This is a genomic window from Bradyrhizobium sp. SZCCHNGR1005, assembly GCF_032489995.1.
Taxonomy (GTDB): domain Bacteria; phylum Pseudomonadota; class Alphaproteobacteria; order Rhizobiales; family Xanthobacteraceae; genus Bradyrhizobium.
The window spans coordinates 340,226-352,216 of sequence record NZ_JAUEZC010000001.1 but is presented as its reverse complement, the minus strand read 5'-3'; the positions used below and the strand labels follow the sequence as shown (position 1 = coordinate 352,216).

The window sequence follows — 11,991 nt, the reverse complement described above, 5'->3', positions numbered from 1 at the left end:
GGCTCGGGAAGAGCCGGGAGCGCTGAGGGACGGGTTTCCCTCATGGCGCCCGGTTGCTGATCCGGTCCCGCGCGGGCGGCGCCAGCGGGCTGTTGTCCTTCAGATAGGCGAACAGCGCCTCGTCGTCATACCGGCCGGTCAGCGCCTCGCGCCCGCGTTTGAACGCGGTAAAATTGTCGCCGCCGAGCGCGAGATAGGTGTTGATGGTCACGCGATACGATGCCGCGGGATCGATCGGCGTGCCGCCCAGCCTCATCGAGGCCGCATCGATCCGTTCGCCATCGGGCTTGGCCGGATCGAAGGCGTAGGAAAATCCCCTCGACACCTGCAGGATGCGCGGCCGCTTCGGATCGTGCCATTGCTGCTCCAAGGCCGCCTTGATGTCGGCGCCCGTCAGCGTCACCGTCACCAGCTGGTTGCGGAAGGGCTGGCTGGCGAACACCTCGGCATAGGTCGCCGGGCCACCGTCCGCGCGTCTGACAAGGTCGGTGCGGATGCCGCCGGGATTGGTCATCGCGAGCACGGCGCCGCCCTTGTCGGCCGCCGCCGTGGCAGCGAGCTGCGCGTCGGCCACGACGTCGCCGAGCACGCTTTCGCCCGATGCATTCGGCAGCCGCGACAAGCTCTCGGTGATGATGCCTGCGGGCCGGTTGGCGATCGGGCTCGCGACCTTGTCGTAAGTCTCGATCAGCGCGGTCTGGTCGGCATCCTTGGGCAGGGTGTTCCGCACGATCACATTGTCGGCCTTGGCGCTGATCACGTCGCGCGTCGCCGGGTCGAGCTTGACGTCGATCGCGGTCACCAGCGTGCCGAACTTGTCGCCCGAGGTCACCAGCCGGCCGTCGATCTCGCAGACATAGGCCTGGTGGGTATGGCCGGAGATGACGAGGTCGACCGCCCGGTCGAGCTTCTTGACGATCGCGACGATCGGGCCCGAGATGCCCGGGCATTCATTATAGCCGCCGCTGGGCCAGCCGCCCTCGTGGATCAGCACCACGATCGCTTCCACGCCCTTGGCCTTCAATTCAGGAACCAGCGCATTCACGGTCTCCGCCTCGTCGCGAAAATCCAATCCGGCCGCCGCGGCCGGCGAGATGATCTCGGACGTCCCCTTCAAGGTCAGGCCGATGAAGGCGACCGGAATGCCCTCGAACGTCCTGATCTCGTAGGGCGGAAATACGGTCTTGCCGGTCTCCGTCACGACCGTCGAAGCGGCGAGATAATGGAAGTCCGCGCCGCGGAACGGATGCGGGCCCTGGCAGCCGTCTTTCGGATGACAGCCGCCGTTCTGCATCCTGAGCAACTCGTCCTTGCCCTCGTCGAATTCGTGGTTACCGACCGAGGCGATCGCGAGCCCCATCAGCGACAGCGATTCGATCGTCGGCTCGTCGTGAAACATGGCCGACAGGAACGGGCTCGCGCCGATCAGATCGCCCGCGGCGACGAAGATGCTGTTGGCGTGGTTGCCGCGCAGCTGCTTCACCAGGCTCGCCATCTGCTCGGCCCCGCCGGCGGGGACGAGCGTGGTCTTGGTCGGGTCGGTGGGATCGCTGATCCGGATGCCCGATGCGGGCGGCTTCAGATTGCCGTGAAAATCGTTGATCGCAAGAATGCGCAGGTCGACCGGCAGACCGCGCTCGGCGCGGGCGGGTGCGAAGCTGATCAGGAGACAGGCGAGGATCGCGCAGCAGCGAAATGTCATGGCGGACTCATAAAGCGGGGAGGCGACACTGTCACGAAGGCGGCTGCGATTGCGTGGCGTTCGCCGTGATGACATAACGAGAGTCAATCAAAGCAAGAAATCGGGAGGTTTCGATGAAAAGGTTGATGGTCGTGGTCGCGGGCATGCTGCTTGCCACCCAGGCCGCAGCGCAGTCGCTGCCGGACTTCATGCGCGACATGATCAAGCACTGGAACACTCCGACCGAGCCGTTCAAGGTCATCGATAACATCTATTACGTCGGCACCGACGGGCTGGCCTCCTATCTCGTGACCACGCCGCAGGGGCACATCCTGATCGACACCGCGATGCCGGAGGCCACCGGGCAGATCGAGGGCAGCATCGCCAAGCTCGGCTTCAAGGTCGCCGATATCAAATACATCATCAACACCCACGCTCATATCGATCACACCGGCGGCCTTGCGCAGATCAAGCAGGAATCCGGCGCGCAGATGGTGGCCGGCGCAAAGGACCAGCCGCTGCTCGAAGGCGGCTATTATCCCGGCCGCGAGGAAGAGAAGCATCTGATGTTTCCGCCGGTGAAGGTCGATCGCGCCGTGCACGAGGGCGATACCATACAGCTCGGCGGCGTCACGCTGACGGCGCACGAAACTCCCGGACACTCGCCCGGCTGCACCAGCTGGACCACGACCGTGAAGGACGGCGAGGCGACACGCAGCGTGATCTTCTTCTGCAGCGCGACGGTGGCGCTGAACCGCCTGGTCGGACGACCGACCTATCCCGGCATCATCGACGACTACAAGAAGACCTTTGCGTGGTCGAAGACCGTGCATCCCGATATCCTGCTGGCGCCGCATCCCGAGATGTACGACATGGCCGGCAAGCGCGCGAAGATCGCCGCGGGCGCGCCGAACCCGTTCGTCAAGCCGGGCGAGTTCAACGCCTATCTCGACAAGCTGGAGACGCAGTTCGCCGACGGCCTCGCCAAGCAGACGGCCGCGGCGGGGGCGGCGAAGTAGGTCGGTCGTCGATGCTGATGGCGTTCTTGGCGTCAGGCTCCGGGCGGCCCGGCCTCAAAGCTTCTTCCGCTCCAGGAACGCCTTGAAGGCGGCCACGGCTTCCTGCGAGCTCATCCGCTCGCCGAAAATATGCGCCTCCTGGTCGATGCGGCGGGTCAGCTCGTCCGGCGGGGTGCGGATGAGCTTGCGCGAGATCGCCACCGCTTCCGCCGGCAGCCGGCAGATCTCGCGCGCGACCTTGTGCGCCTCGACCTCGGTGTGACCCGGCGCCACCACCGTATTGACGAAGCCGGCAATGTGGGCTTCCGCCGCCGTCATGTTTCGTCCCATCACCAGCATGGCGAAAGCGCGCTGATAGCCCATGGTCTGCGGCATCAACAGGCTGGAGGCGCCTTCCGGCACGAGACCGAGCCGCAGGAACGGCGTCGAGAAGGTCGCCGCCGTCGAGGCCAGCACATAGTCGCAGTGAAACAGCATCGTCGTGCCGATGCCGATCGCGACCCCGTCGACGGCGGCGATGATCGGCTTCACGTTATGCGCCAGCGAATACAGGAACTTCACCATGTTGGAAGTGCGCACCGCCTCGCTATTGACGGTGCCGGCATGCAGGAATTCCTCCAGATCGTTGCCGGAGGTGAAGACGCCGGAGCCGCCGGTGATCATCAGGCAGCGGATGTTCGGATTGTTCTGCGCGGTGTCGATCGCATCCGTCATGCCGCGATACATGGCTTGCGTGATCGCGTTCTTCTTCTCCGGGCGGCGGAGCTTGATCACCCGCGCCTCGCCCTCGTCGGTGACGATCAGATGGTCGGTCATGCCAGTCCTGCCTTGCGCCGGCGGCGTGCGCCGCCGCCTGCGCCTGAGTCTTTCCGATCTCCAGCCTACATCATTCGTGCGACAGGCCAAGCGGCGTGCGGGCCTTTGCCGCGGGGCGGGACTTCAATCGGAGCGGCAAATGGCTGTGCGTGGTTAAGAGCCGCTTGCAGCTGCAGCGCAGGGTCGCTCAACATCCCCGGCAGATGCTGGGCACGCCGTATCTCAGCAACCGGTCGTTCTCCTTGACGGTCTGGCGCTCCAGCTTCGCGCGCTGCCGTTTCGACAGATGCCGCCATTGGCGAGCATAGCCAAGGCGCGGCGAATAGACCGGCTGCGTCGAGTTCAAAGGCGCCACGCTCGGCACCGGGACCGGCGCCAGGTTGGGCTGCGGGAGCGGCGGAATCCGCGCCGCATTGCCGATGCCCGAGGGATCACGCACCGAGCCGTTGAGCCCGTTGATGTTGGCCGGTCCGAGCGGAATCCCGCTGGTCCCGGAGTCCTGGGCGTGCGCGGGGCCGCAGAGCAGGAATGACGCCGCAAGGCCGGCCAGCGACGCGCGATGCAGGACGGTTCGGAACGCGGAGGCCGCGGGCGGGCGGGTCATCGAGGCGGGGCTTTCAAAAAGGGCAAGCTGATCAACGCGCGAGACCACCGCCAGTTCCGGCAATGGCGAAGCCTTCGCGGTGCCGTGCGCGGCGCATCACAGCCGCCGGGCAGCGATGTCGGCAAGAAATGGCGCCACACTTGTTACTCCCGCCGTTCGATCGTCCGGTGTCAGAACCATCTCACGACGAACCGCGCGAAGACGCAAATGAATTGCATGTCAGCCGCGTCAGCGGCACCGCGCTTACACCAGGAGGATCGAGCCATGACTGCAACAGCCGAGACCGGACGGATAGGCGCAGAGCCCACGATGAAGCGGCCGGCGATCGTATCGGCGCAAGCCTGGGAGGCGGCGCGCCTTGAGCTGCTCGCGAAGGAGAAGGCCCAGACGCGGGCGCGTGACGCGCTGGCCGCCGAGCGGCGGCGCATGCCGTGGATGGCGGTGGAGAAGGATTATGTGTTCGAGGGGCCGGCGGGCAGGGTCAGCCTGCGCGAGTTGTTCGCCGGCCGGCATCAGCTCATCGTCTACCGCGCCTTCTTCGAGCCGGGCGTGTTCGGCTGGCCCGACCATGCCTGCCGCGGCTGCTCCATGGTGGCCGACCAGGTCGCCCATCTCGCTCATCTGAATGCCCGCGACACCACGCTCGTCTTCGCCTCGCGGGCGCCACAGGCCGACATTGCCAGGCTGAAGGCGAAGATGGGCTGGACCATGCCGTGGGTCACCATCACCGACAGCTTCGATGTCGATTTCGGCGTCGACCAGTGGCACGGCACCAACGTGTTCTTCCGCGACGGTGACCGCGTCTTCCGCACCTATTTCATCAACAATCGCGGCGACGAGCAGATGGGCGGCACCTGGAACTATCTCGACATCACGCCGCTCGGCCGCCAGGAGGTCTGGGAGGATTCGCCGGAAGGCTATCCGCAGACGCCGACCTACAAATGGTGGAATTGGCACGACAGCTATGTCGAAGGCGCCGCACCGGACAAGCGGTGGGTCGAGGTGTCCGACGCCGGCGAAGCGGCGTTCCGCAAGCGGGGCTGATGCTCTCAGCTCCGCGTTCGCAGCTTTCTGCAGCGATCGCGGCGACGACCGGTGAGGAGCGCGACGATGAGGAGTGGCGGCGGGCCGCGCACAGGCACGCCACTCCTCCGCTGTCGGCCCGGGCAAACGCCTCGGCGTCGTCGAAGCGCCGACCCGGGACTTCGACTACGGCGCCGTTGGCCGCTACCGGAAGGCCACTCAGGCGGTGACGCTCTGGCTCGACGTCGCGCTTGCGCCGCTGCTGGCGCCGCTGGCCGTGCCGCCGTTGGTGGTTCCTTGCGCATTGTAGGTCTGGGCGCCCTTGCTGCTGTTGCCGCCAGAGCTGGCGGCCGCGCTCTTGGTCACTTCGGACGAACCGTCGGAATAGGTGATGGTCGTGGTGGTGACGCCGTCGATGGTGATCGAGACCTCGCTGACCACCGTTTTGCTCGACGACGAGCCGCCGCTGCCCGAGGAGCTGCTGGAGGAACTGCTGGACGCGCTGCTGGTCGCGTCGGCGTCGGAGGACGATGCGGCCTGCGATGTCGCGGAAGTCTGAGACGTCGCGGACGTGGATTGCGTGGAGGTGGCGGCCTGGGTCGTGGCGGCCGCGGTGAGTGAATTGACGGAGCTGATCGACATGGGACTCTCGCGTGAAGAAGGATCGGTGTGGGTCATGCCGGATGGCGATTGACCCGCTCCTTCAACGCGGATGTTCCTCAGAGCTGGCGTCACGAGTTGTGTCTGATCGTGTCGCTGGGAGCGTCCTTAACGAAGCCTTAAGGCCGCAAGATTGGCTGTGCCGTCCTCCGTCATTTCGGCGCGCAAGACGGCGAGGTCGGCCTCCGACGCCGTCGTCGCGCCGACAGCGAGCCCGTGACCCGCCACCGAAGTTTCACCGAGCCGCGGTGAGAGGCGGGTAGGGTGCAGCCTTCCGCGGGCCGGGTATCTGCCGATAGGCGGACACGAGCAGCCACGCGCCCATCGTGAGACAGTAGATCTTGATCGCGATCTCGATGAGCTCGTCGACGGTAAGCTCGTAGACGAGGCCCGAGTTGAAGCCGTAGGCGAACGCATAGAGTCCGAGGAAAACCAAGCCGGAACCGGCAGCCGCCATCGCGATCGCGCTCAGGCGCTTATCGAACCTTGCCAGCACCACGGCGAGGAGGGAGGTGATTGCTATCCAGAAGTCCGGAATCGGAAACGACATGAACCAACTGCGGTAGCCCGGCACGAGCTCGATGACAGGAACGGCACCGGAGAAAACCGCTCCCCAGTAGGCGCAGATGCCGGCGGCTGTGAAGCAGAGGGAGGCTTTCAGAAGACGGCTCATCGCGTCACTTCACCCGGACCCAGGTTTCCGTCTGGCAGATCAAGCCGGCCAACGTGCAGCCCTTCAGCTCGAGCTTGGCGGCACTGAGCATCAGAAAGTGTCCCGTGTAGCTCTTGCCATCCAGCGGATTGTAAAGTGTGCCGGTCCAGGTGTTCGGGCTGTTCTCCATCAGGCCCGTAATCATCGTGAGACCGACGAGCGGCTGCTGCCTCAGCGAGGCATCAGGGTTCAGCTTGTCCTGCCATGCCTTGCCTGTCTCGGGATCGATGGGCTCTCGCAGCCAGACGATCTGCCCGCAATCCATGTCGCCGCAGGATTTGAACGTCACATGAGTAGATCCGTCTTCGGTCAACCAGGTGCCGGTCAGGCGTTCGCCTGCCGGCGCCGGTTGTGAGATCGCGATTGATAGTGCGGCCGCGATGCACAATGCGTTTGCTGTTGACACAACTCACCTCAATATAGACATTGTCCATATTGAATACCCTTCGAATATGGACGCTGTCAATATGCGGAATGCCAAAACGGTTCAAAAGGCCTATCATCACGGCAACCTTGCGCAGGTGTTGCTGGACGCCTCGCAGAAGCTGTTGGACGAGGGCGGCATCGACGCGGTCACGGTGCGTGCGGTGGCGCGGGAGGCCGGTGTCGCGCATTCGGCGCCGGCCAACCATTTCAAGGACCGGGACGCATTACTTGGGACGCTAGCCGCCCGGATCTTCGAGGAGCTGGTCAGGCAAGTAAAAAAGGCGCTCGCCGGCGCGCCGTCTTCGTCGCGGGAGGGGCTGCATGCCGTCGCCAAAGTGATCGTCGGCTATGCGCTCCAGCATCCGAACCGTTACCGGCTGCTGTGGCGCAGCGACAATTTCGCATCCGACAGATCGGCTGCGGAAGCTGCCGGCACGGTACTCTACGATCTCGTCAAATCGATCCTGAGTGCCGATGCCGCGACGGCCAAGGCGAGCATCGATTCACAGGTAATTGCCGCCTGGTCCCTCATTCATGGCTATGTGAGTCTCAGACTGGAGGGCACGATCGTCGATGCTCGCGACGAACGTTCAGGAAAATCGCGCGCGACGGCGATCGTCGACGTCCTGATCGAGGGGCTTGGCCGGACATAGGGCACGATCCGAGCATCGCGGACATGAGTTGCGTGGCAGTGGCGGACTGGGACCTGACGGCCGCGTTGAACGGGAACATCGCCGCCGCGCTATTTTGCCGGCCGGGTTGCGATCCAGATCACGTGACGCGCACCGCCGCCGGTGCCGGTGGCGCGGATCTTGACCTCCTCGGCGACGAAGCCGGCCTTGCGCAAACGCACGGTGAACTTGTCGTTCGGGTCCGACGACCACACCGCCAGCACGCCGCCCGGGCGCAAGGCGCCGAATGCGGCCCGCAGGCCCGCCATGTCGTAGAGCGCGTCGTTGGAGGTCCGGGTCAGGCCTTCCGGACCATTGTCGACGTCGAGCAGGATCGCGTCATACGCGCCGCGCCCGGCGGCGATCATCGAACGGACGTCGGCCTCGCGGATGGTGACGCGCGGATCGTCCAGGCTGCCACCGGACAGCTCGGCCATCGGCCCGCGCGCCCAGGCGATCACCGCCGGCACCAGTTCGGCGACGGTGACGCGCGCCTGCGGCCCGAGCACTCTCAGCGCCGCCCGCAGCGTGAAGCCCATGCCCAGCCCGCCGATCAAGAGGTGCGGCGCCGGCCGCTCCTTGATGCGGAAGCAGCTCAGCGTCGCCAGCGCCTCCTCGGACCCGAACAGCCGGCTGCTCATCAATTCGTTCTGGCCGAGCTTGATGCTGAACTCCTTGCCGCGCTGCATCAGGCGCAGCTGTTCACCGCCGCCGGGCACGTCCGCGGTGTCGATCAGCTTCCAGGGAATCACGGGCGTCTCTCGTCGGTTTCGATGGCGCTGCTCTGCGGGGAGCTGCGCGGATTGCGTGGTCGCAGCTGTTGCCCGGCGAGAGATTCGCCGGTTGCCCGCCTGCTTAGCACACGGCGCGCGCCCAAGACCAAACGTCCGTGGTCGGGGCAGGGGCGGTGTTCATTCGAGAGGGCTGCAGGCTTCACGATTGAAGCCGGCGATACGGGATGCCCGGATGAACAACGATGCTGGTATTTTCGTGTGGCATCTTTGCCTCCTTGCACACGTACTGATTAGTTCGGCTGTCTTCGCGGGTCCTGGAGCAGTCTCGTCGCATCGCATCCTGTTAGGTCCGATAGGCTTACGTAGTTAAACTGCGAGTCCATCGGGAGTTCGATTGCAAATACATCCTTAGGTCGATAAGGTTGTCGTGCTGAACCTTGGGAGGGGTCAATGGGAAATCGTGAGATCGTCCTTGAGCAGGTCAGGCGCGCATATGCCGCGCGCGACCGGGGAGCGTTGGACGACTTGATGGCTGAATTCCATTCGGAGGCGGTTTTCACTCTGGCCGGGGACGAGGGATGCGAGGGCGTCGCGGGAAGCGCGTGCGGCGTCCCGCACCTGAAGGAGCGCATGGCTCAACTCATCGACACGTTCCAGTTCAGGGAGCGTCGTGTCTTGACCGAACTTGTCGAGGGAGACCGAGTGGCCGTGCATTCTCGTGTGACCGTGCGGTGCGCTCCCAAGAATATCGAACAGGAGACCGAGATCCTGGACCTGTTCAGGCTGCGCGATGGAAAGATCATCGAGCTGATAGAATTTGCTGACACGGCCGTCGCTGCGAAGATGCTGGCGTAGCGGCCGGGGTAGTCGCGATCCTCGGCCATTGCATCGTGGATGGGCGCTCGCCCAAACGACGCAAATATGAAATACTCAACCTCCGATAACGAGTCGGAGAGCTGTCGCATGGCAACCGTGTTCGTCGAGGCCCGTCCCAAAGGCCGGTCCGAGGGAAGTCCGATCGCTGACTATGTCGTCGAAGACCACGCCGACCACGTGCTCGCGACCTACAGCACCCAGCACGAGGCCATCGCATGGGCCAAGGCCAACGGCCACTCGCCCCACGTCGCCCGGGTCCGGCATCTGAACGACAAGAAGCGGCCGGACCTCTGGCGCGCGGTGTGATCGTTAGCTGCGCCATGCAAGGGCGAGGCGAAGGAGCTAGCGGCTCGCTGTCATATTGCAGAATGAAAGCCTGGTCGCCTACGGCTGAACTGCTAATGTTGGTGGCCATGACGATCAATCTGCTGCAACAGGATTTGGAGAGCCTTGCACGTCACGGCGCGCTCCGCTTGGCCGCGGCGCTCGATATGGCCACGCTGCGCGAGCTTGAAGAGGTGCTGGCCGGATACGCGCCGGAGCAGGCGGGCACGCGGCTGCAGGGCGTTGCCGCGCTCGCGCCATTCCTGGCTGCGTCCGGGCCGGTCGGCAGCGCTGCTGCCGTGGTTCTCGGTGAAGGCGCACGGCCGGTCCGCGCGGTCTATTTCGACAAGACCTCGGAGTCGAACTGGGCGGTGCCGTGGCATCAGGACCGCACCATCGTCATCCGAGAACGCACCGAGGTCGCGGGCTTCGGTCCCTGGACCATCAAGGGCGGCCTGCAACATGTCGCGCCGCCCTATGAGGTGCTCGCGCGCATGGTGACACTCCGCGTGCATCTCGATCCGGTGCCGGAAGGCAATGCGCCGCTCCTGATCGCGCCCGGCTCGCATCGCCTCGGGCGCATCGCGGAAGCCGATGTGCCGGCGGTGGTCGCGCGCTGCGGCACGGCCGTGTGCGATGCCGAGCCCGGCGACATCTGGCTCTATTCCACGCCGATCCTCCACGCCTCCGAGGCTGCAACGCGTCCCGGCCATCGCCGCGTGCTGCAGGTCGATTTTGCGGCGGATGAACTGCCGGGTGGGTTGGAATGGCTGGGGTGTGAGGTGCGTAGGGTGGATTAGTTAGTTAGTCAGCAAACTCGCTCCACGGGCAAACCGAGCGCAGCGTCGCAATCGCAGGAAAATAATATGGTTGCTCGGCGCCAAGTGGGAATGAATGGAGCGTATTACGCAACCTGTAGTTCGGCCGCTGTTCGGCTTAGATCGGGGACGAAAGCAGCGGGTTGGGCTACGCTGCTAGTGGAAGCTAGTTCAATTTTTGCGGGAGCGACGTCATGAATCTGGAAGAGTTCGTAGACGATCTAAACTCGTCCGTTTTTTTTAAGGAATTCACATTCTCCGAGAATACGTTTACTCCGGCCGGAGGATCCGAGTTAGAGCTTGCCGACAATATCGTTTGGATGGCGGACGACCTTACAATTCTTCAGCTGAAAGAACGATCGGCGGCAGACGTTAAAGACGACGCCTCGGAAACCCGCTGGTTTGAAGATAAGGTTCTGGGCAAGGCCACGAAGCAGGTTCGCGACACGCTGAAGTATCTAGAAGCGCATCCTTCGATCACTGTGACGAACGGCCATGGACATCGTTTTGAAATCAGAGGAGAAGAAATTCGTACGAAAACAAAGATTGTTGCTTTTCTTCCCGGTGGTATCGTTCCCGATCGTGCGAAGACAACAAGGCACCATGTCAGCAGGACGGGCGGATTCATCCATGTTTTACATGCTCGCGATTACCTGGATATCTGTCGTGCGCTGCGGGTACCGGCGGATATCCGAGACTATTTTGCTTACAGGCAAATACTTTTCGAACGAAATGAAGGTATGCAGGCTTCGGAGCCTCAGATAATGGGGCAGTACCTGTCTGGAGATACAGCAGTTCTCCCCACGGACGACTCCTTGAAATATCTCTCGAACCTGAAGCAGAACTACAGCGAGTTCGACATTGGGCCGCTCTTGGCGGATATCCACCGTCATATTGAGCATCAAGCGAATCCATACGACTATTACGAGATATTGCGTCAGTTTTCTAGGCTTCCACGCTCGGGCTGGAAGGAAGCTAAGACGCGCTTTTCGTACTGTATTGAGGCGGTACGAAAGCAGGAATTCCGGAGGCCAACGCGCTTTGCTTGGCCGAGTTTGTCAGTCGGCTTTATGTTTGCTGCAGTCGATCCGAAGGTGATGGAGGAGAAGAACTTCGTTGAATTGATGAAACGGGGTCTTCTCAATCTTACCGCTGCGCACAAGTACGATCAAAGGCTGAATTGCTGCGTTGGCGTTGTGATGGCCAAGGATAAGACGGATATCCTGATATACTGGTGCGTCATAACCCAGCCCTGGGAATTTGACGCTGCGATGGATGCGAAATTGAAAGAGAACAATCCGTTCCTGGGCGTTGAGGAGAAGGTTATACCCCGCTTTGAGTTTAGTGAGCAGCGAGGTTGCTCGCCCTCCTCAGGCTAGAACAGTACTATGCGAGCTATGGCGATGTTCATGGCTTTTACGAGAGCCTCGGCATCGCTCCGCGATATACCGACAGCTAGGTCGATGCCGATTTGCAAATCTGCGCCCGTGGTGCTGACAATCGTAAGGGGGGTGCCGGCAGGTTCGGCGACGATCCAGAAGTCGTCGCCTTCTTTGTCCTGCACCTTAAATCGATACGCGCCACGTTGTGGTTCGACACCGTTCGGCATCCATTCGCGCATAGCTCA

Annotated in this window: 17 protein-coding genes; 9 read left to right on the top strand and 8 right to left on the bottom strand. The window is 63.2% G+C overall.

Going from position 1 to position 11,991, the window contains the following annotated elements:
- Positions 1-40: 40 nt before the first annotated feature.
- Complete coding sequence (locus QXZ85_RS01660; RefSeq protein WP_316173507.1) at positions 41-1,702, bottom strand: bifunctional metallophosphatase/5'-nucleotidase; 1,662 nt, start codon at positions 1,700-1,702, stop codon at positions 41-43.
- Positions 1,703-1,815: 113 nt separating this feature from the next.
- Here QXZ85_RS01660 and bla point away from each other — a divergent pair, with 113 nt between their 5' ends.
- The gene (gene bla, locus QXZ85_RS01655) at positions 1,816-2,700 is read left to right on the top strand and encodes a subclass B3 metallo-beta-lactamase (protein ID WP_315706965.1); all 885 of its coding nucleotides are present in this window, start codon (positions 1,816-1,818) and stop codon (positions 2,698-2,700) included.
- 54 nt (positions 2,701-2,754) lie between these two features.
- On the opposite strand, the gene QXZ85_RS01650 is transcribed toward bla, so the two are convergent.
- Entirely contained in the window at positions 2,755-3,516 is a 762-nt protein-coding gene (locus tag QXZ85_RS01650) for a crotonase/enoyl-CoA hydratase family protein (protein ID WP_315767443.1), read from the bottom strand.
- Between the two features lie 187 nt (positions 3,517-3,703).
- Positions 3,704-4,183: a hypothetical protein gene (locus QXZ85_RS01645; protein ID WP_315706967.1), complete on the bottom strand. Its 480-nt coding sequence runs from the start codon at positions 4,181-4,183 to the stop codon at positions 3,704-3,706.
- A 201-nt stretch (positions 4,184-4,384) separates the two neighbouring features.
- On the opposite strand from QXZ85_RS01645, the gene QXZ85_RS01640 reads away from it, so the two are divergent.
- Positions 4,385-5,164, top strand: a complete 780-nt coding sequence (locus tag QXZ85_RS01640) for a thioredoxin family protein (RefSeq protein WP_315706968.1) — start codon at positions 4,385-4,387, stop codon at positions 5,162-5,164.
- Positions 5,165-5,362: 198 nt separating this feature from the next.
- Here the strand turns inward: QXZ85_RS01640 and QXZ85_RS01635 are convergent, their stop codons facing one another.
- On the bottom strand, positions 5,363-5,584 hold the full coding sequence (locus tag QXZ85_RS01635) for a hypothetical protein (protein ID WP_316168301.1): 222 nt from the start codon (positions 5,582-5,584) through the stop codon (positions 5,363-5,365).
- Here QXZ85_RS01635 and QXZ85_RS01630 point away from each other — a divergent pair.
- Both QXZ85_RS01630 and QXZ85_RS01625 read left to right on the top strand, forming a co-directional pair.
- On the top strand, positions 5,559-5,702 hold the full coding sequence (locus QXZ85_RS01630) for a hypothetical protein (RefSeq protein ID WP_315741629.1): 144 nt from the start codon (positions 5,559-5,561) through the stop codon (positions 5,700-5,702). The two genes, QXZ85_RS01635 and QXZ85_RS01630, sit on opposite strands and share 26 nt — an antisense overlap.
- Positions 5,703-5,714: 12 nt before the next feature.
- Entirely contained in the window at positions 5,715-5,837 is a 123-nt protein-coding gene (locus QXZ85_RS01625; RefSeq protein ID WP_315741628.1) for a hypothetical protein, read from the top strand.
- Between the two features lie 201 nt (positions 5,838-6,038).
- Here QXZ85_RS01625 and QXZ85_RS01620 read toward each other — a convergent pair whose 3' ends face one another.
- Together QXZ85_RS01620 and QXZ85_RS01615 are read right to left on the bottom strand one after the other, a co-directional pair.
- Positions 6,039-6,476, bottom strand: a complete 438-nt coding sequence (locus QXZ85_RS01620; RefSeq protein ID WP_316173510.1) for a hypothetical protein — start codon at positions 6,474-6,476, stop codon at positions 6,039-6,041.
- A gap of 4 nt (positions 6,477-6,480) precedes the next feature.
- A complete protein-coding gene (locus tag QXZ85_RS01615; RefSeq protein ID WP_316173512.1) occupies positions 6,481-6,804 on the bottom strand; it encodes a DUF2147 domain-containing protein in 324 nt (107 codons plus the stop codon).
- A 28-nt stretch (positions 6,805-6,832) separates the two neighbouring features.
- Here QXZ85_RS01615 and QXZ85_RS01610 point away from each other — a divergent pair, with 28 nt between their 5' ends.
- Positions 6,833-7,594, top strand: coding sequence for a TetR/AcrR family transcriptional regulator (locus QXZ85_RS01610; protein WP_316173514.1), 762 nt, complete (start codon positions 6,833-6,835; stop codon positions 7,592-7,594).
- Between the two features lie 89 nt (positions 7,595-7,683).
- Here QXZ85_RS01610 and QXZ85_RS01605 read toward each other — a convergent pair whose 3' ends face one another.
- Positions 7,684-8,364, bottom strand: coding sequence for a spermidine synthase (locus QXZ85_RS01605; protein ID WP_316173516.1), 681 nt, complete (start codon positions 8,362-8,364; stop codon positions 7,684-7,686).
- Between the two features lie 432 nt (positions 8,365-8,796).
- On the opposite strand from QXZ85_RS01605, the gene QXZ85_RS01600 reads away from it, so the two are divergent.
- The 4 genes from QXZ85_RS01600 to QXZ85_RS01585 all read left to right on the top strand — a co-directional run bounded on the left by QXZ85_RS01600 (position 8,797) and on the right by QXZ85_RS01585 (position 11,743).
- Positions 8,797-9,201, top strand: coding sequence for a nuclear transport factor 2 family protein (locus QXZ85_RS01600; protein ID WP_316173518.1), 405 nt, complete (start codon positions 8,797-8,799; stop codon positions 9,199-9,201).
- A 108-nt stretch (positions 9,202-9,309) separates the two neighbouring features.
- Positions 9,310-9,528, top strand: a complete 219-nt coding sequence (locus QXZ85_RS01595; RefSeq protein WP_316173520.1) for a hypothetical protein — start codon at positions 9,310-9,312, stop codon at positions 9,526-9,528.
- A 107-nt stretch (positions 9,529-9,635) separates the two neighbouring features.
- Entirely contained in the window at positions 9,636-10,346 is a 711-nt protein-coding gene (locus QXZ85_RS01590; RefSeq protein ID WP_315741622.1) for a phytanoyl-CoA dioxygenase family protein, read from the top strand.
- 212 nt (positions 10,347-10,558) lie between these two features.
- Entirely contained in the window at positions 10,559-11,743 is a 1,185-nt protein-coding gene (locus tag QXZ85_RS01585; RefSeq protein WP_315741621.1) for a hypothetical protein, read from the top strand.
- Here the strand turns inward: QXZ85_RS01585 and QXZ85_RS01580 are convergent.
- Positions 11,740-11,985: a hypothetical protein gene (locus QXZ85_RS01580; protein ID WP_315741620.1), complete on the bottom strand. Its 246-nt coding sequence runs from the start codon at positions 11,983-11,985 to the stop codon at positions 11,740-11,742. The genes QXZ85_RS01585 and QXZ85_RS01580 overlap by 4 nt on opposite strands.
- Positions 11,986-11,991 lie beyond the last annotated feature (6 nt).

What these genes read in the sequence shown, in the direction of transcription:
- QXZ85_RS01660 (WP_316173507.1), bottom strand. Translation starts at nt 1,702, where the DNA reads ATGACATTTCGCTGCTGCGCGATCCTCGCCTGTCTCCTGATCAGCTTC.
- bla (WP_315706965.1), top strand. Translation starts at nt 1,816, where the DNA reads ATGAAAAGGTTGATGGTCGTGGTCGCGGGCATGCTGCTTGCCACCCAG.
- QXZ85_RS01650 (WP_315767443.1), bottom strand. Translation starts at nt 3,516, where the DNA reads ATGACCGACCATCTGATCGTCACCGACGAGGGCGAGGCGCGGGTGATC.
- QXZ85_RS01640 (WP_315706968.1), top strand. Translation starts at nt 4,385, where the DNA reads ATGACTGCAACAGCCGAGACCGGACGGATAGGCGCAGAGCCCACGATG.
- QXZ85_RS01630 (WP_315741629.1), top strand. Translation starts at nt 5,559, where the DNA reads ATGGTGATCGAGACCTCGCTGACCACCGTTTTGCTCGACGACGAGCCG.
- QXZ85_RS01620 (WP_316173510.1), bottom strand. Translation starts at nt 6,476, where the DNA reads ATGAGCCGTCTTCTGAAAGCCTCCCTCTGCTTCACAGCCGCCGGCATC.
- QXZ85_RS01600 (WP_316173518.1), top strand. Translation starts at nt 8,797, where the DNA reads ATGGGAAATCGTGAGATCGTCCTTGAGCAGGTCAGGCGCGCATATGCC.
- QXZ85_RS01595 (WP_316173520.1), top strand. Translation starts at nt 9,310, where the DNA reads ATGGCAACCGTGTTCGTCGAGGCCCGTCCCAAAGGCCGGTCCGAGGGA.
- QXZ85_RS01590 (WP_315741622.1), top strand. Translation starts at nt 9,636, where the DNA reads ATGACGATCAATCTGCTGCAACAGGATTTGGAGAGCCTTGCACGTCAC.
- QXZ85_RS01585 (WP_315741621.1), top strand. Translation starts at nt 10,559, where the DNA reads ATGAATCTGGAAGAGTTCGTAGACGATCTAAACTCGTCCGTTTTTTTT.
- QXZ85_RS01580 (WP_315741620.1), bottom strand. Translation starts at nt 11,985, where the DNA reads ATGCGCGAATGGATGCCGAACGGTGTCGAACCACAACGTGGCGCGTAT.